Source organism: Micromonospora sp. NPDC051006 (assembly GCF_044456245.1).
In the GTDB taxonomy this organism is placed as follows: domain Bacteria; phylum Actinomycetota; class Actinomycetes; order Mycobacteriales; family Micromonosporaceae; genus Micromonospora.
In genome coordinates this window covers 351,080-366,824 of sequence record NZ_JBITFP010000004.1, presented here as the reverse complement: position 1 = coordinate 366,824, position 15,745 = coordinate 351,080, and the positions used below count along the sequence as shown (strand labels likewise).

Here is a 15,745-nt window from a genome sequence, read left to right as displayed (position 1 = left end):
GCTTCCTCCGGTCAGGAGAGGTTCAGCGGGCGGGGCGAGGTGATCACCACGCCTCTTGCCTAGATGGATATCTAAGCAAGCCCACTGTTGCAGCCTGTTTCGAGATCTGTCAAGGTAGAGGAATGTCAAAGCAAGACCTTGCGGTGATGGACCTGCGAGCGGTCGCCTGCTGTGCCCCGATCGCGGTCCGCCCGATGGACGCCGAGCAGGCAGTGCTGGTCGCGCCCATGTTCAAGGCCCTCGGCGACCCGGTCCGGCTGCGGCTGATGTCGATGATCGCCTCGGTCCCGGAGATCTGCGTCTGCGACCTGACGCCCGCGTTCGACCTCTCCGGGCCGACCATCTCCCACCACCTGAAGGTGCTGCGCGAGGCGGGCCTGGTCGACTCCGACCGCCGGGGCACCTGGGTCTGGTACAAGGTCAGGCCGGAGGCGTTCCGACAGCTCGGCGCGCTGCTCGAACTCTCCCCCGCGGACGCCCCGGCCGACCCGGCAGCCCGGTGAGCCGCACCCTGGGGCGGCGCGCGTCCGCCGAGTTCGCCGGCACGGCCATGCTGGTCGCCGCGGTCGTCGGCTCCGGGATCGCCGCCGCCCGGCTCTCCCCGAACGACGTCGGGCTCCAGCTGCTGGAGAACGCGATCGCCACCGCGCTGGCCCTGGGCGCGCTGATCCTGACGTTCGGGCCGGTCTCCGGCGCGCACTTCAACCCGGTGGTCTCCGCGGTGGACTGGTGGCTCGGTCGGCGTGCCGCGACCGGCCTGACCGGCCGCGAGCTTGCCGGCTACGTGCCGGCCCAGATCGGCGGCGCGGTCACCGGCGCCGTCCTGGCCGACCTCATGTTCGGGCTACCGGCCGTCGCCTGGTCGCGGACCGACCGGACCGGGGGCAACCTGTGGCTGGCCGAGGTGGTGGCCACCGCCGGCCTGATCGTCCTCATCTTCGCGCTCGCCCGCAGCGGGCGGGGCACCGCGGCGCCGGCTGCCGTCGGCGCCTACATCGGCGCCGCCTACTGGTTCACCTCGTCGACCTCGTTCGCCAACCCCGCCGTGACCATCGGGCGAGCGTTCACCGACACGTTCGCCGGCATCGCCCCGACGTCCGTGCCCGGCTTCGTCGCCGCCCAGCTCGTCGGCGCCCTGGTCGCGGTCGCCGCGCTCGCCGCCTGGTATCCCGACGCCGAGCAGACCGCCGGCGTGGTTGTCGTGCCCCAGTTGCCGGAGGAGGCGAACCGGCGATGAACCCGGAAACCAACCCGGCCGCCGTCACGGTCGTGCCCATGGGCGACCAGCACGCCGACGCGGTCCTGGACATCTATCGGCTCGGCATCGCCACCGGCCACGCCACCTTCGAGACCGAGCCGCCCAGCTGGGCGAGCTTCACCGCCAGCCGGTTGGCCGGTCATCGATGGGTGGCCGTCGATCGGCCCGGCCGCGCGCTCGGTTGGATCGCCTGCTCGGCGGTGTCCGACCGGTGTGTCTACGCCGGAGTCGTCGAGCACTCGGTCTACGTCCACCCCGAGGCGAGCGGCCGGGGAGTCGGACGAGCCCTGCTGCACGCTCTGATCGACTCCACCGAGCGGGCGGGCATCTGGACGATCCAGTCCGGCGTCTTCCCCGAGAACGCCGCCAGCCTCGCCCTGCACGCCGCCTGCGGCTTTCGCACCGTCGGCACCCGGCAGCGGGTCGGACGCCACCGTGGCGTCTGGCGCGACGTCATCCTCATCGAACGCCGCAGTCCCACCATCGTCTGACAGGAAAGACCACGATGCGCGACAAGCCCACCGTTCTCTTCGTCTGCGTCCACAACGCCGGCCGCTCCCAGATGGCCGCCGGCTGGCTACGCCACCTCGCCGGCGACAGCGTCGAGGTCCGCTCCGCCGGCTCCGAGCCCGCGGACCAGATCAACCCGGTCGCCGTGCAGGCCATGCGGGAGGCCGGCATCGACATCACCGACCAGACGCCGGCCCGGCTCAGCTGGGACGCCGCCGAGGCCAGCGACGTCATCGTCACCATGGGCTGCGGGGACGCCTGCCCCGTCTTCCCCGGCAAGCGCTACGAGGACTGGCAGCTCACCGACCCCGCCGGCCAGCCCATCGACGTCGTACGCGAGGTCCGCGACGAGATCCGGTCCCGGGTGCAGACGCTGCTCGACGAGCTTCGCCAGTGAGCACCCGAATGACGACGGCCTGACGGGCGGTCAGGACGACAGCCGGCGCAGGGCGGCGGCGATCGTGGCGATGCCGTCCTCGATGTCGGTCGGGGTGTTCGCCGCGTAGCCGAGGACCAGGCCCGGCCGGTAGGGCCGCTGGCAGTGCCAGGAGAGCGGCTGCACCTTCACCCCGCCGGCCAACGCCGCCGCCGCCAGCTCGGTGTCCCGTACGTCGCCGTCGAAGGTGACCATGAGGTGCAGCCCGGCCGCCGCGCCGTGCACGGTCGCGGCGGGCAGTTGACGCCGCAGCGCGGCGACCATCGCGTCGCGGCGGCGGACGTGCCGGCGGCGGAGCAGCCGCAGCTGGCGCTCCAGCGCACCGGAGGTCATCAGTTCGGCGAGCACCAGCTGCGGCAGCACCGAGTTGCCGAGGTCGGCGTTGCGTTTGGCGGCGACCACGGCGTCCCGGTGGCGTGCCGGGACCAGCAGCCAGCCGACCCGCAGCGCGGGGGCGAGCAGTTTGGAGACGCTGCCGGCGTAGCAGACCTGGTCGGGCAGGAGGGCACGCAGCGCGGGCACGGGCGGCCGGTCGTAGCGGTGTTCGGCGTCGTAGTCGTCCTCGATGATCAGCCCGCCGGCTCGTGCCCAGGCGACGAGCCGCCGGCGGCGCTCGCCGTCGAGCACCACGCCGGTCGGGAACTGGTGGGCCGGAGTGAGCATCACCGCGCCCGCCCCGCTGGCCGCCAGCTCGTCGACCCGCAGGCCGGCGGCGTCCACGGCGACCGGCGGGGTGGCCAGGCCCCAGTTGTTCAGGTGCTGCCGGACGCCGAGCGAACCCGGCTCCTCCACCGCCACCCGATCGATCCCGTGCGGGCGCAGCACCTGGGCGAGCAGGCCGAGCGCCTGGGAGACCCCGGCGGTGACGAGCACATCGGCGGGGTCGACCGCGATGCCCCGGTTGCGGGCCAGCCAGCCGGCGACGGCCCGCCGTAGCGTGGGCGCCCCGCGCGGATCGCCGTAGCCGAAGTCGGCCGCGGCGAGGTGGCGCAGCACGCTCCGTTCGGCGCGCAGCCAGTCCGCGCGGGGAAAGGCGGCCAGATCCGGTACGCCCGGGGTCAGATCGATCCGCGCGGGCGCGGTGCGTACCGCGTCGAAGATGTCGCTGCTCGGCGCGGACGGGAAGAGCGTGGCCGGCGCGGGCGCGGCGGCCGGGCCGGGCGGCGGTGCGGGCGGGGCCGGCGGGGCGGCGACGACCACGGTGCCGGCGCGCCCGCGGCCGGCCACCCGACCCTCCTCCACCAGCCGCTGGTACGCCTCGGTGACCACGCCCCGGGAGACGCCGAGGTCGCCGGCGAGCACCCGGGACGAGGGCAGCCGCTCCCCCACCGGGATCCGACCGTCGGCGATGGCCGCGCGCAGCCGGGCGGCGAGCCAGTCGGCGCGGCCACCGGGCGGCGCGTCGGCGACGTCCAGGTGCAGGAAGTCCGACCCGGCAGTTATGGACCTCTCGGGAAGCGACGGTTTGGCTCTGCTCATCGGACCATCCTGCCATCAGAGTGGGAGGGGGTGAGCCCGCCAGGGTGTCGCCGCCGTCGCACCGGAGGGTCATCGTGAGCATCGCGTTCCTGATCACCACGCTCGTCGTGGTCGTCACCCCGGGCACCGGGGTGGTCTACACAATCTCGGCCGGGCTGTCCCGAGGCGCCCGGGCCGGCGTGGTCGCCGCCGTCGGCTGCACGCTGGGCACCGTGCCGCACCTCCTCGCGTCGGTCACCGGGCTGGCCGCCCTGCTCTCGGCCAGCCCCACCGCCTTCCGGGCGGTCACCTACGTCGGCGTCGGCTACCTGCTCTACCTGGCCTGGTCGACCATCCGGGACCGCAGCGCGTTCACCCCGGCGGCCGACGCGACGCCACACTCGGCGCTGCGGGTGATCGTCAAGGCGGTGCTGATCAACCTGCTCAACCCGAAGCCGACGCTCTTCTTCGTCGCGTTCCTGCCGCAGTTCGTCGACCCGGCCGGCGCCGGCGCCACCCGGGGCATGCTCGCGGCCGGTGCGGTGTTCATGCTGCTCACCCTCGTGGTATTCAGCGGCTACGGGATGGCCGCCGCCCTGGTCCGGGACCGGGTGCTGGCTCGACCCCGGGTCACCGCCTGGCTGCGCCGCAGCGTCGCCGGCACGTTCGTCGCACTCGGCATCTCGCTCGCCCTCTCCGGCCGTTAGGAGCATCCCGTGCGGTTCCAGCATTCCGCGCCGGTCCGGGCGGCGTACCCGCACCTCGTCGCCGGGGTCGTGGCCGTCACCGGCATCACCCCGCACGTCGACGTGTCGGCCCGGGTCGAGAAGTTCACCGCTCGCGCGCGGGCCCGACTGGCCACCGGCCCGGAGGGCGGGTTTCCGGAGATCCAGGCGTGGCGGCGCGCCTTCGCCGCGATGGGTCTGAAGCCCACCCAGTACCGGTGCGCGGCCGAGGCCCTGCTGCGGCGGCTGCGGCTCGACGACGCCCTGCCCCGGCTGCACCCGCTGGTCGACCTCTGCAACGCGATCTCGGTCGGGTACGGCATCCCGGTCGCCGCGCTGGACACCGACCGGATCAGCGGTGACCTGACGGTGCGGCCCGCCCGCGGTGACGAGGAGTACGTCACCTTCGCCGGCGGCACCGAGCGGCCGGAGCCCGGCGAGGTGATCTTCGCCGACGCGGCGGGACGGGCGCACGCGCGGCGCTGGACCAACCGGCAGAGCGGCCTGTCGGCGGTCCGGGCGGAGACCGCCCGGGTGCTGATCGTGGCGGAGGCGCTGCACGCCACGGCCGCCGCGGACATCGCCCACCTGCTCGACGAACTGCTGGCGGAGTTGGCCGCGACCTGGTCCGTGCCGACCGGGCACGCGGTGCTGACCGGGCCGGCACCGGCGTACGACGTGCCGGGCACCCCGGCCGGGGCGGCCGACCCGTCGCCGCGCGGGTGAGTCAGGCGGTCTCGCCCGGGGTGAGGTGGCGGTAGCCGGGGATGGTCTCCTCGAACCACCCGGTCACGCTGGCCAGGCCGCGCTCGTTGATCTGCGCGTCGTGGATGGTGTACGCCTGGCTCGGGCCGATCCGCCGGGCGAAGTCGATCGCCTCACCGAGCCGCATCCAGGAGCCTTGACCCGGGATCAGCAGGGTCTGCACCGGCTCGTCCGGCACGTGCAGCGCGTCACCCGGGTGGTAGAGGCCGTCGCCGACCAGGTAGCCGAGGTTGGCGCAGTCCGGCTGGCCATCGTGGATGACCGCGTGCCGGCCGCCGACCGCGGTGACCGGGAACCCGGCGGCGGTGAACCGCTGCCCCGCCCGGACCTGCGTCACCGGCAGCGGGGCCAGGTCGGACAGGCGGGCGCCCTGCGGGGCGTACACCGGCACGCCGAGGGCGGCCAGCCGCAGCACGTCGACGTGGTCGGCGTGCTCGTGGGTGACCAGCACGGCGTCCGCGCCGGCCAGCGCGCTCGGCTCGCTCCAGGTCCCCGGGTCGATGACGAGCACCCCGCCGTCGTGCTCCACCCGGACGCAGGAGTGGGTGAACTTGGTGATTCGCATTCGCCGACCGTAGACCAGCCACCCGGTGACTCCGCCGTGGCGGATGATCGGGGCATGGAGCAGCCAGCGCGGCGCGGGCACCGGCGCGTACCGCACACCGCCGACGTGCGGATCGAGGCGTGGGCGCCGACCCGGGCGGCGTGCGTGGCCGAGGCGGTCACCGGGCTGGTCGAGACCTTCGCCGACACCGCCGGGGCGCGGCCCGGGCCCGAACGGGACTACCAGGTGCCCGCCGCGGACGACGAGGACCTGCTGGTGAGCGTCCTCGATGAAATGATCTACCGGATGGAGACGGCGGACGAGCTGCCGCTCACCACCGAGGTGGCCGACGACCCGGCGGGCGGTCTGCTGGTGCGCTGGCGGATGACGCAGACCGACGCGGTGGAACTCATCGGCGCGGTGCCGAAGGCGGTCGCCCTGCACGAGCTGCGCTTCGGCCCGGACGGCGCCGGCTGGTCGTGCGCGGTGACTGTGGACGTCTGACCTTGCCCGATCAGCCCTTGACCACGCCGATCGGCACCAGCCGGGCGACCTTTCGGCACAGCCCGGCGCCCTCGGCCGACTCGACCACGGCCGAGACGTCCTTGTACGCCGCCGGCATCTCCTCGGCCAGACCACGGCGGGACGCGCCCCGTACCGCGATGTCCTGTGCCTCCAGTTGCTGGCGCGGATCGGCGCCCCGCTCGGCCTTGACCGCCTGCTTGCGGCTCTGCACCCGGCCGGCGCCGTGACAGGTGGAGGCGAAGGCGGGTGAGCCGGGCACGCCGGTGAGCACGTACGAGCCGGTGCCCATCGAACCGGGGATCAGCACCGGCTGCCCCACCGCGCGCAGGTCGGCGGGGAGGTCCTCGTGTCCCGGTGCCAGCGCCCGGGTGGCGCCCTTGCGGTGCACGCAGAGGGTGCGCCGGACGCCGTCGACGTCATGGCTCTCGATCTTCGCGAGGTTGTGTGAGATGTCGTACACCAGGTCGAGGTCGCGCCCGGTCTGGCGGGTGAAGACCTTGCGGGCGGCGTCGGTCAGCAGCTGCCGGTTGGCCCGCGCGTAGTTGGCCGCCGCGGCCATCGCGCCGAGGTAGGCGCGGCCCTCGTGGGACGAGACCGGCGCGCAGGCCAGCTGCCGGTCCGGCACCTCGATGCCGTAGCGGGCCATCACCTTCTCCATGCCCCGCACGTAGTCGGTGCAGATCTGGTGGCCGAGCCCGCGCGAGCCGCAGTGGATCATCACGCAGAGCTGGCCGGGGTGCAGCCCGAACGCGGCGGCGACGGTGTCGTCGTAGACCTCCGCGACGGCCTGCACCTCCAGGAAGTGGTTGCCGGAGCCGAGGCTGCCGACCTGGCGGGCACCCCGCTCCACCGCCCGCTCGCTGACCTGCGCGGGGTTGGCGTCGTCCACCGCGCCGTAGTCCTCGCAGCGCTCCAGGTCCCGCTCGACGCCGAAGCCGCGCTGCACCGCGTACCGCGAGCCGCCGCGCAGCACGCCGTCCAGCTCCGCCCGATCCGACAGGTGCCAGACCGCGCCCTTGCCCATCCCGCGCGGTGTCGACTCGGCCAGCCCGTCCATCAGCGCGTCCAGCCGGGGTCCCAGCTCGTCGCGGTCCAGGTCGGCGGCGAGCAGGCGTACGCCGCAGGAGATGTCGAAGCCCACCCCGCCCGGGGACACCACGCCGCCGTGCTCGACGTCGGTGGCGGCGACGCCGCCGATCGGGAACCCGTAGCCCCAGTGCACGTCGGGCATGGCGTAGGAGGCGTCGACGATGCCGGGCAGGGTGGCCACGTTCGCCACCTGCTCCAGGGACTTGTCCGCGCCCGAGTCGGGCAGCAGGTCCCGGGTCGCGAAGACCACGCCCGGCACCCGCATCGGGTCGTGCCGGTCGATCCGGAAGCGGTACGGCGACTCCTCCACCAGCTGCATCCCCGGCGGCTACCCGGCAGGCCCGCGCCTACACCTACCTGCCGCGGGTTCGCCCGCGATCGAAGCTTTCACCGGGCCGACGGTGGGCGCCGCTCGCGCGGAGATCCGGCGTCAGGCCGGTTCGACCCGGTTGACGGCCACCGCGCGGGGCAGAGCCCGCTCGCCGCAGGCCGCCGATCGGTTGGAGACGTTGCCGTGCACGGTGACCCGGTCGCCGGGCCGCAGGTCGGCCGCCGCCGCACCGGTCAGCGCCCAGCGATCCTCTCCGACCAGCAGCATCGTGCACTCGCCGGCGCGTTCGACGGTGCCGGTCAGGGTCCGCCCACCCCAGGGCAGGGCCCCTGGCACATCCCCGCCCGAGGACGGCGGTGGGGTGGCCGACCGACTCGGCGCGGGCCGAGCCGTGGTCGGCGGCGGGGGCGGTGTCGCCCGGGCCGGCGGTGACGGGCTCGCGGCCGGTGGCGGCGTGGCCCCGGCCGGTGCCGTGGACCCGGCCGGCGGCTGGCCCGCCGCGGGCAGGTCGGACGACGCGCAGGCGGTCACCCAGCACACCAGACCGACGGCGGTCAGCAGGAGCCCGGCTCGACGCATCGAACGACACCTCCATGAGTTGGACGTTGGCCCCGGCTGGACGGTTCCGGGGCGGCGGTCAGGCATGTGGACCGACGTTGACCGTACCGATGGTCAACGACGGCCTGCCTTCCAGGATTTCGCCGATCCGCTCGACCTGCTCGTCCAACGCCCGGCGCCGGCGGGCGTTCAGGGCCGCGAACGGCTCCACCGTCACGGTGATCATGCGACCGGAGCGCCGTTGGTGCCACACCCCGCTCACCGTCCCGTCCACGAGCAGCACCGGGTAGTTGCCGGCCTGGCCACGGGCGAGGGCCCGCTCGGTGGCCTTGCCGGGAAAGAGCAGCTCCCGCGGGTGGCACCCGACGGCGTACGCGTCGAAGTAGGGCAGCAGCCGCACTCCCGACGACCGCTCATCGGGGAAGTCGGTGTCGCCGGCCGTTACCCACGCCTGCACACCCTCGACCGTGACCGACGCCAGGTCGAGCGACGCGAAGAGCTTCGTCGCCCACGGCTTGGGCACGGCGAGCCACTGGGCGAAGTGCGCCGGGGTGGCCGGCCCGTACGCGTACAGGTAGCGCCGGACGATCTCGGCCAGGGCCTGCGGGCCGCTCATCGGCGTGAAGCCGGGCAGCCAACGCGCCGGGCTGGTGTAGGTGGTGTGGCGACCCCGGTTCGGGCCGAAGCACAGGACACCGCCCCGCATCGCCGCCGCCATCGCGACAATCCAACGCGGCCACTTGTCCTGGAAGGCCTCCATGACCCGGTCCCCGGCCCAGGGACCGGTGCGGGCGACGACCTGCTCGGTCAGCTCCGCGGTGGTCAGCTCGTCGTCGCGCAGCGCGTCCGCGATGGCCGCCAGCACCTGCTCGGTCTGCTCGGGGGTGAGCAGACCGTGGCCCTGCTCGTTCGGCGGGGGTGGTGTCGCGGCCAGCGCGCCGGTCCACATCGGCAGGTCCGCTGCCGCGAGCAGGTGCACGGTGCCCCGGGGCCCCCGGGTCTTGACCAGCGTCCGATCCGTCCAGAGCGCCTGGCGCACGTGGGTGCGGGTGGCGGCCGGGACGCGTAGCCCGACGGACAGCTCGGCGGCGGAGGCGACCTGGGCGTGCGCGCCGCACATGGCGGACACCACGGCGGCGACCGGGTCGGCACCCGGCTCAGAACCCACCGGGGCGGACGCCGGCGCTGAGAGCGCATGCCGCTCAAGGCGCCGGGCGCACACCTGTGACCAGGTCAGCCGGGTCACCGCAAGGCCCCGAAGAAGGCCCGGATGTCCGCGGCGTGCGCCTTGGGCTCCTCCATCGCCACGAAGTGGCCGCCGGGGTTCCCCGCCGGCCAGTGGACGATCTTGTTGTGCCGTTCGGCGAGGCGGCGGAACAGCGGCGGGCCGCCGCTGTAGACGCCGCTGGGCACCAGCGCCTGCCCCCGCGGCCAGGCGAAGTGCGTGCTGTCGTACATGAACCAGGACGAGGTACCGGCGGTGGCGGTCAGCCAGTAGAGCGTCACATTCGTCAGTATCTGATCCCGGGCGATCGCCCGCTCCGGCGTCGGCGCCGTGATGGTGAACTCCTTGAACTTCTGCGTCATCCAGGCCAGCAGCCCGACGGGCGAGTCGTTCCAGGCGTACGAGAAGGTCTGCGGCGCGGCCCGCAACAGCGAGTGGTGATCCACCCCGCCGCTCATCCACTGCTGCATCTCCGCGTAGACCGCACGCTCCTGCTCGTCCATGTCCGGCACGTCGGCCTCGGTCGGGAAGCCGAACCCACCGTCGACGTGCACGCCGATCACGTGCTCCGGCGCGATCCTGGCCACCTCCGGCGCCACGTACGCCCCGAGGTCGCCGCCCTGGGTGCCGTAGCGGTCATAGCCGAGGCGGCGCATCAACTCCACCCACATCCGGGCGACCCGGTTGACCGTCCAGCCGGTGTCGGGCGGCGCCTGTGAGAACCCGAAGCCGGGTACCGAGGGCACCACGACGTGGAAGGCGTGCGCCGGATCGCCGCCGTGGGCCCGCGGGTCGGTCAGCGGCCCGATCAACTCGGTGAACTCGACGACGGAGTTCGGCCAGCCGTGCGTCAGGATCAACGGCAGCGCGCCGGGCTCCGCCGAGCGCACGTGCAGGAAATGCACGTCCAGCCCGTCGATCTCCGTGACGAACTGGGGAAACTCGTTCAACCGGGCCTCGTGCACCCGCCAGTCGTAACCGCTCGCCCAGTAGTCGGCCAGGTCGCGCAGGTAGTCCAGCGGCACCCCACGGCTCCACCCGGCCCCGGGCAACTGGCGGGGCCACCGCGTCCGGGCGAGCCGGGCGCGCAGGTCGTCGAGGTCCGTTTGAGCGATGTCGATGCGGAATGGCTGCATGCCGAGCACGCTACGACCGATGTAGGTCGGTTCCTGGCACACATCGGTGGCATCCTGAGCTCCATGTCCCACACCGCCGCCCGCTTGCTCAGCCTGCTGTCGCTGTTGCAGACCCCACGCGAGTGGCCCGGCAGCGAACTGGCCGGCCGGCTGGGCGTGAGCCTGCGCACCGTCCGGCGGGACGTGGAGCGCCTGCGCGACCTCGGCTACCCGGTGCAGGCGACGATGGGCACGCTCGGCGGCTACCGCCTCGTCGCCGGCAAGGCCATGCCGCCGCTGCTGCTCGACGACGAGGAGGCGGTGGCGATCGCCGTGGGACTGCGTACCGCGGCCCGGCACGCGGTCGCCGGGATCGAGGACGCCTCCGTACGGGCGCTGGCGAAGGTCGAGCAGGTGCTGCCGTCCCGGCTGCGCCACCGGGTCGGCGCGCTGGGCGGGGCCACCGTGCCCCTGCTCACCTGGGAGCAGCCGACGGTGGAGCCCGAGCACCTGACCTCGCTGGCCGCCGCCGTCACCGCCCGCGAACAACTGCGGTTCAACTACCGGCGGCAGGACGGCGCCGACAGCGAGCGGCTGGTCGAGCCGCACAAGCTGGTGTCGGCGGGCCGCCGTTGGTACCTGGTCGGCTACGACAACGACCGTGCCGACTGGCGGATCTTCCGCGTCGACCGGATCAGCGGGCAGCGGCCGACCGGGCGACGCGGCACGCCCCGTACGCTGCCGGCCCCGGACGCCGCCGAGTACGTGGCCGGCAGGCTGGTCGAACGAAGCCCCGTCTACCGAGCGGTGGCGACCCTGCACGCACCGGTCGAGCGGGTCGCCGGCCGGCTCGGCGACGCGCCCACCGACCTGGAGCCGATCGACGCGGACAGCTGCCGGCTGCACAGCCACAGCGACACCCTGGAGTGGTTGGCGTGGCGCCTGCTGACGCTCGGCTGCGCGTTCGAGGTGCACGAGCCGCCGGAACTTGTCGACTACCTCCGTGAGCTCGGCGCTCGGGCCACCGGCGCGGCGGACCCGCCGCCCGGGCAGACCGCGACCGTTGCTCACAGCCGGTAGAAGGCACGGTAGCGCCGGATCAGCCGCCACTGCACCAGCACCGCCGCCACGGTCAGCAGGATCATCAGCAGGGTGGCCGCCGCCGCGTAGCCGTAACGCAGGTACTCGAACGCGTTGCGGTAGACGAAGAGCGACAGGTAGGTGGTGGCGTACGGGGGTGGACCCCCGTCGGTCACCACGAACGCCGGCACGAAGGTGAAGTGCAGGCTCTGGATGGCGTCGCGTACCGCCAGCAGCCCGAGCACCGGCGCCATCAGCGGAAGGGTGACCCGGCGGAACACGTCCCAGCCGGTGGCGTCCTCCAGGGCGGCCATCTCGTACACGTCCCGGGGCAGCGCCCGGCGCGCCGCCAGCAGCACCACGAAGGTCTCCCCCACGGTGAACAGGCTCATCCCGATGATCGCCGCCCGGGCGTCGGTGGGATCGGTGAGCCACTGCGGCGGGGTCCGGCCCAGCGCGGTCAGCCCGTTCTGCCCGCCGGTTCGCAGCAGCTGGTTGATCGGGCCGTAGAGCGGGTTGAGCAGCCAGAGCCAGAGCAGCCCGTAGGCGATCTCCGGTACGGCGGTGGGCAGCACCGCCGCGGTGCGGGCGGTGCCGACGCCGGGTGCCCGGCGGTACAGCAGCAGCGCCAGGCCGAGCGCGATGAGCAGCCGCAGCGGTACGGCGACCACCGCGAAGACCAGCGAGTTGATCGCCGCGACCCGGAACACCGGGTCGTCGAGCAGGGCGGTGAAGTTGGCCAGGCCCACCCAGGTCGGCGGGCGCAGCAGGTCGTACTCGGTGAAGGCGAGCGCCAGGGTGATCAGGGCGGGCAGCAGGACCAGCCCGACCAGGCCGACCAGGTACGGCGCCAGCATCAACGCCAACTGCCGGCGGGAGCGGGTGTCCGGCCTCATGCCGGCCGGTACCGGCGTCCCGAGCCGGCGTGGAACAGGTGCACGTCGGCCCAGCGCACGCCGACGCGTACCGGCGCGCCCCGGGCCGGCCGGCGGGCGGCCGGCACCCGCGCGACCACCGCGCCGCCGTCGGCGAGGGTGAGGTACGCGTAGGCGTCCTCGCCGACCACCTCGACCCGGTCCACGCTGGCCGCCGCCCCCTCGACGTCGTCGAGCCGGGTCGCCTCCGGCCGGAACCCGACCTGCAGGTCCTCGTCGGCAGGCAGCGGGGGCGCGTCGCCGCTGGGCAGCACCGACCCGGCGGGCAGCAGGTTCATCGCCGGGGAGCCGACGAAGCGGGCCACGAAGGTGCTCGCCGGGGCGTGCCAGATCTCCTCCGGCGTGCCGACCTGCTCGATCCGCCCGGCGCGCAGCACCGCGATCCGGTCGGCCAGCACCAGCGCCTCGGTCTGGTCGTGCGTGACGTGCACCATCGTGGCGCCCAGCCGGTCGTGCAGCGCGCGCAGCTCGGCGCGCATCTCCACGCGCAGCCCGAGGTCCAGGTTGGAGAGCGGTTCGTCGAGCAGGAAGACGTCCGGTTCGCGGACCAGCGCTCGGGCCAGGGCGACGCGCTGCCGCTCGCCGCCGGAGAGCTGCCCGGGCCGACGGTCGAGCAGGGTGGCACAGCCGACCGACTCGGCGGCCGCCCGGGACCGCTCCCCGGCGACCGCCCGGGGAGTGTCCCGCACCTCCAGGCCGAAGGCGATGTTCTCGGCGACCGTCAAATGCGGAAAGAGCGCGTAGGACTGGAACACCATCGACACGTTGCGCAGGCCGGGCCGGGCGGCGGTGACGTCCCGACCGGCGATGTGGACCCGGCCGGCGGTGACCGGCTCCAGGCCGGCCACCACCCGCAGCACGGTCGACTTGCCGGCCCCGGACGGGCCGAGCACCACCAGCAGCTCACCACGGGCCACGCTCAGGTCGACCTCGTGCAGCACCGTCGCACCCCGGTAGGCCGCGCTCACCCCGTCCAGGAGCAGTCCCGGCCCGCTCACCCGTGCTCGCCCCGGGCGAAGAGGGGCCGCGTCTGCTGGTCGAGGTCCCGGATCACGTCGTCGAGGCGGTCGCCCCGGTGCACGGCGTTCTCCAGGATCCCGTACGTGACGTCCTCGATCTCCGGCCAGGTGGAGACGGTGGGCAGCGCCCGGACCGTGGGGATCGCGTCGAGGAAGACCTTCGCGCTGCGCGGCGGCTGGGCCGGCCCGAGGAACGCCGGGGACTGCGACACCGCGATGTGCGACGGCACGGTGCGCCCGGTGGCGGCGATGATCTCCTGCCCCTCGCGGGCCACGGCGAACTCCAGGAACCGCCAGGCCGCCTCCTTGTTCCGCGCGCCCCGCGTCATGCAGTACGCGTCCGAGTGCAGCACCCCGACCTGCTGCCGGTAGACCGGCAGCGGGGCGACGTCCCACTCGAAGCCGGTGATCGAGCGGAAGGTGGTGGTGGAGCGCCGGGAGCTCATCAGCATGGCGAGGCGACCGTTGGCGAACCGCGACTCGTCGTCCTCGGCCTCCACCTCCTCGTCGGTCGGCACCACCCCGTACGCCAGCCGCAGGTCGACCAGGTTCTTCAGTGCCTCCCGGGCGGCCGGGTTGTCCAGGGTGAGCCGGGTCGGCCGAGCCGGGTCGTCGACGATCTCGCCGCCGGCTGACCAGACGAACGGGGCGAGCCGGATGATCGACGGCTCGACGCCGAGGCCGTGCACGGCGGGACGCAGCGCCGCACCCTCGCTCTCGGTGGCCTTGACCACCTGGCCGCGGGAGTCGCGGGTCATCACGGTGGCGGTGCCGACCAGGTCGTTCCAGGTCCAGCCGGCCTTCGGTTCGGCCACGCCGTACTTCTGAAAGAGCGTGCGGTTGTAGTAGACGGCCAGGCTGGAGACGTTCTGCGGCAGGCAGAGCTGCTTGCCGCCCCACTTGAAGGCGTCCATCGCGACGGGGTAGTAGTCGGCCGGGTCGATGGCGTCGGAGGCCGCGATCCGGTCATCCAGCGGCTCGACCACGTCCTTGGCCGCGAACTGGCCGTAGAAGCGGTAGTTCATCAGGAACAGGTCCGGTGGCGCGCCGCCGGCCACCGAGGTGGCCAGTCGGGCGAGCAGGTCCTTGCGGTCGCTGGCTTCGATCAGCTGCACGTCGGTACCGGCTCGCGTCTTCTCGTACGCCTCGATGAGGGTGCGGTAGGCGGCCAGTTCCTCGGGGGCGCCGAAGACCAGCAGCCGGACCGGGCCCCCGGGTGACGAGCCGGACCCGGAGCCGCAGCCGGCGGCCAGCAGCACGGCGGTCAACAGCAGGGCGAGCAGCGCCTTGGGCTTCATCGTTCCCGTCCCGTCGGGTCGTCGTGGTGAAGGAAGCGGCGCTGGGCCAGCACGAACACCAGCAGCGCCGGGACCGTGGCCAGCACCGCCCCGGCCAGGAACACCGGGAAGTTCGTCGGGTCCAGCACGGACAGCGAGCGCAGCGCCACCGGCAGGGTGAACAGGTCACGGTCGTAGACGTAGATCAGCGGGTCGAGGAAGTTCGACCAGGTGAGCACGAAGGTGAGCGCGGTGAGCGCGGCGGTGACCGGGCGGACCAGCGGCAGGGCCATCCGCCACCAGGTGCGCACCGGCGAGAGGTCGGCCACCAGGCAGGCGTCGTAGAGATCGGCGGGCAGCGCCCGGAAGGCCAGGTAGTAGACCAGGACGTAGAGCGGCGAGGTGCCCAGCAACGCCGGGGCGATCAACGGCACCAGGGTGTCGGTGAGCCCGAGGGCCCGGAAGATCGCGAACCGGGGCACCAGCAGCGCGGTCGCCGGCACCATCAGCGCGAGCAGCGACGCCGCCACGACGACCCCGGTGGTGCGCGGCGCGAGCCGGGCCAGCGCGAAGCCGGCGAGCGAGGCGACGAGCACACTCAGCGGTACGGCGACGACCGCGACCAGCACCGAGTTGAGGCTGGCACGCAGCAGCCCTCCGATCTCGACGGCCTGTCGGTAGCCGGTGGTGGAGACCGGGTCGGGCATCAGCTGCGGCGTCGGTGGCGGCGGCAGCCCCGGCTCGGTGAACGAGCCGGAGACCAGCAGCAGCAGCGGTGGCACGAAGACCACGATGACGAAGACCGCGCCGAGGGTGCGCCAGACTCGTCCGGCCGCCTCGGGCAGCGGTGAGGGGCCGCGGGAGCGGCCCCTCACCCGGGTGGTGTCGATGCTCG

Annotated in this window: 18 protein-coding genes; 8 read left to right on the top strand and 10 right to left on the bottom strand. The window is 73.7% G+C overall.

Annotated features, from left to right (window positions below; all coding sequences use genetic code 11):
* The first annotated feature begins 122 nt into the window (after positions 1-122).
* From ACIBBA_RS10305 to ACIBBA_RS10290, 4 genes are read left to right on the top strand one after another with little or no spacing between them, the layout of a single operon-like run.
* Complete coding sequence (locus ACIBBA_RS10305) at positions 123-503, top strand: ArsR/SmtB family transcription factor (RefSeq protein WP_396695741.1); 381 nt, start codon at positions 123-125, stop codon at positions 501-503.
* On the top strand, positions 500-1,237 hold the full coding sequence (locus ACIBBA_RS10300) for an aquaporin (RefSeq protein WP_396695739.1): 738 nt from the start codon (positions 500-502) through the stop codon (positions 1,235-1,237). The genes ACIBBA_RS10305 and ACIBBA_RS10300 overlap by 4 nt, the downstream gene beginning before the upstream one ends.
* A complete protein-coding gene (locus ACIBBA_RS10295; RefSeq protein WP_396695737.1) occupies positions 1,234-1,749 on the top strand; it encodes a GNAT family N-acetyltransferase in 516 nt (171 codons plus the stop codon). The genes ACIBBA_RS10300 and ACIBBA_RS10295 overlap by 4 nt, the downstream gene beginning before the upstream one ends.
* A 14-nt stretch (positions 1,750-1,763) precedes the next feature.
* Positions 1,764-2,165 carry an arsenate reductase ArsC gene (locus ACIBBA_RS10290; protein WP_350874842.1) on the top strand — a complete coding sequence of 134 codons (402 nt, stop codon included), beginning with the start codon at positions 1,764-1,766 and terminating at the stop codon, positions 2,163-2,165.
* 30 nt (positions 2,166-2,195) lie between these two features.
* On the opposite strand, the gene ACIBBA_RS10285 is transcribed toward ACIBBA_RS10290, so the two are convergent.
* On the bottom strand, positions 2,196-3,683 hold the full coding sequence (locus tag ACIBBA_RS10285; protein ID WP_396695735.1) for a PLP-dependent aminotransferase family protein: 1,488 nt from the start codon (positions 3,681-3,683) through the stop codon (positions 2,196-2,198).
* Positions 3,684-3,757: 74 nt separating this feature from the next.
* Here ACIBBA_RS10285 and ACIBBA_RS10280 point away from each other — a divergent pair, with 74 nt between their 5' ends.
* Entirely contained in the window at positions 3,758-4,369 is a 612-nt protein-coding gene (locus ACIBBA_RS10280) for a LysE family translocator (protein ID WP_396695733.1), read from the top strand.
* A gap of 9 nt (positions 4,370-4,378) precedes the next feature.
* A complete protein-coding gene (locus ACIBBA_RS10275; protein WP_396695731.1) occupies positions 4,379-5,113 on the top strand; it encodes a B3/4 domain-containing protein in 735 nt (244 codons plus the stop codon).
* A gap of 1 nt (position 5,114) precedes the next feature.
* Here the strand turns inward: ACIBBA_RS10275 and ACIBBA_RS10270 are convergent, their stop codons facing one another.
* On the bottom strand, positions 5,115-5,717 hold the full coding sequence (locus ACIBBA_RS10270) for an MBL fold metallo-hydrolase (protein WP_396695729.1): 603 nt from the start codon (positions 5,715-5,717) through the stop codon (positions 5,115-5,117).
* Between the two features lie 54 nt (positions 5,718-5,771).
* On the opposite strand from ACIBBA_RS10270, the gene ACIBBA_RS10265 reads away from it, so the two are divergent.
* Entirely contained in the window at positions 5,772-6,200 is a 429-nt protein-coding gene (locus ACIBBA_RS10265; protein WP_396695727.1) for an archease, read from the top strand.
* A 10-nt stretch (positions 6,201-6,210) separates the two neighbouring features.
* On the opposite strand, the gene ACIBBA_RS10260 is transcribed toward ACIBBA_RS10265, so the two are convergent.
* The 4 genes from ACIBBA_RS10260 to ACIBBA_RS10245 form a co-directional block, all read right to left on the bottom strand.
* On the bottom strand, positions 6,211-7,629 hold the full coding sequence (locus tag ACIBBA_RS10260) for an RtcB family protein (RefSeq protein ID WP_396695725.1): 1,419 nt from the start codon (positions 7,627-7,629) through the stop codon (positions 6,211-6,213).
* Between the two features lie 111 nt (positions 7,630-7,740).
* Positions 7,741-8,220 (bottom strand): DUF5818 domain-containing protein, encoded by a 480-nt coding sequence (locus ACIBBA_RS10255; protein WP_396695723.1) that lies wholly within the window; start codon positions 8,218-8,220, stop codon positions 7,741-7,743.
* A gap of 58 nt (positions 8,221-8,278) precedes the next feature.
* The gene (locus tag ACIBBA_RS10250; RefSeq protein ID WP_396695721.1) at positions 8,279-9,367 is read right to left on the bottom strand and encodes a winged helix DNA-binding domain-containing protein; all 1,089 of its coding nucleotides are present in this window, start codon (positions 9,365-9,367) and stop codon (positions 8,279-8,281) included.
* A gap of 74 nt (positions 9,368-9,441) precedes the next feature.
* Positions 9,442-10,560: an epoxide hydrolase family protein gene (locus ACIBBA_RS10245; protein WP_396695719.1), complete on the bottom strand. Its 1,119-nt coding sequence runs from the start codon at positions 10,558-10,560 to the stop codon at positions 9,442-9,444.
* A gap of 63 nt (positions 10,561-10,623) precedes the next feature.
* Between ACIBBA_RS10245 and ACIBBA_RS10240 the strand changes: the two genes are divergently transcribed.
* A complete protein-coding gene (locus tag ACIBBA_RS10240) occupies positions 10,624-11,619 on the top strand; it encodes a helix-turn-helix transcriptional regulator (RefSeq protein ID WP_396695717.1) in 996 nt (331 codons plus the stop codon).
* Here ACIBBA_RS10240 and ACIBBA_RS10235 read toward each other — a convergent pair.
* From ACIBBA_RS10235 to ACIBBA_RS10220, 4 genes are read right to left on the bottom strand one after another with little or no spacing between them, the layout of a single operon-like run.
* Positions 11,607-12,476, bottom strand: coding sequence for a carbohydrate ABC transporter permease (locus ACIBBA_RS10235; protein WP_396695945.1), 870 nt, complete (start codon positions 12,474-12,476; stop codon positions 11,607-11,609). The two genes, ACIBBA_RS10240 and ACIBBA_RS10235, sit on opposite strands and share 13 nt — an antisense overlap.
* Positions 12,477-12,511: 35 nt before the next feature.
* Positions 12,512-13,552: an ABC transporter ATP-binding protein gene (locus ACIBBA_RS10230; RefSeq protein ID WP_396695715.1), complete on the bottom strand. Its 1,041-nt coding sequence runs from the start codon at positions 13,550-13,552 to the stop codon at positions 12,512-12,514.
* Positions 13,549-14,871: an ABC transporter substrate-binding protein gene (locus ACIBBA_RS10225; RefSeq protein WP_396695713.1), complete on the bottom strand. Its 1,323-nt coding sequence runs from the start codon at positions 14,869-14,871 to the stop codon at positions 13,549-13,551. The genes ACIBBA_RS10230 and ACIBBA_RS10225 overlap by 4 nt, the downstream gene beginning before the upstream one ends.
* Positions 14,868-15,725 carry a carbohydrate ABC transporter permease gene (locus ACIBBA_RS10220; RefSeq protein ID WP_396695711.1) on the bottom strand — a complete coding sequence of 286 codons (858 nt, stop codon included), beginning with the start codon at positions 15,723-15,725 and terminating at the stop codon, positions 14,868-14,870. Before ACIBBA_RS10220 ends, ACIBBA_RS10225 begins: the two co-directional genes overlap by 4 nt.
* Positions 15,726-15,745: the final 20 nt, after the last annotated feature.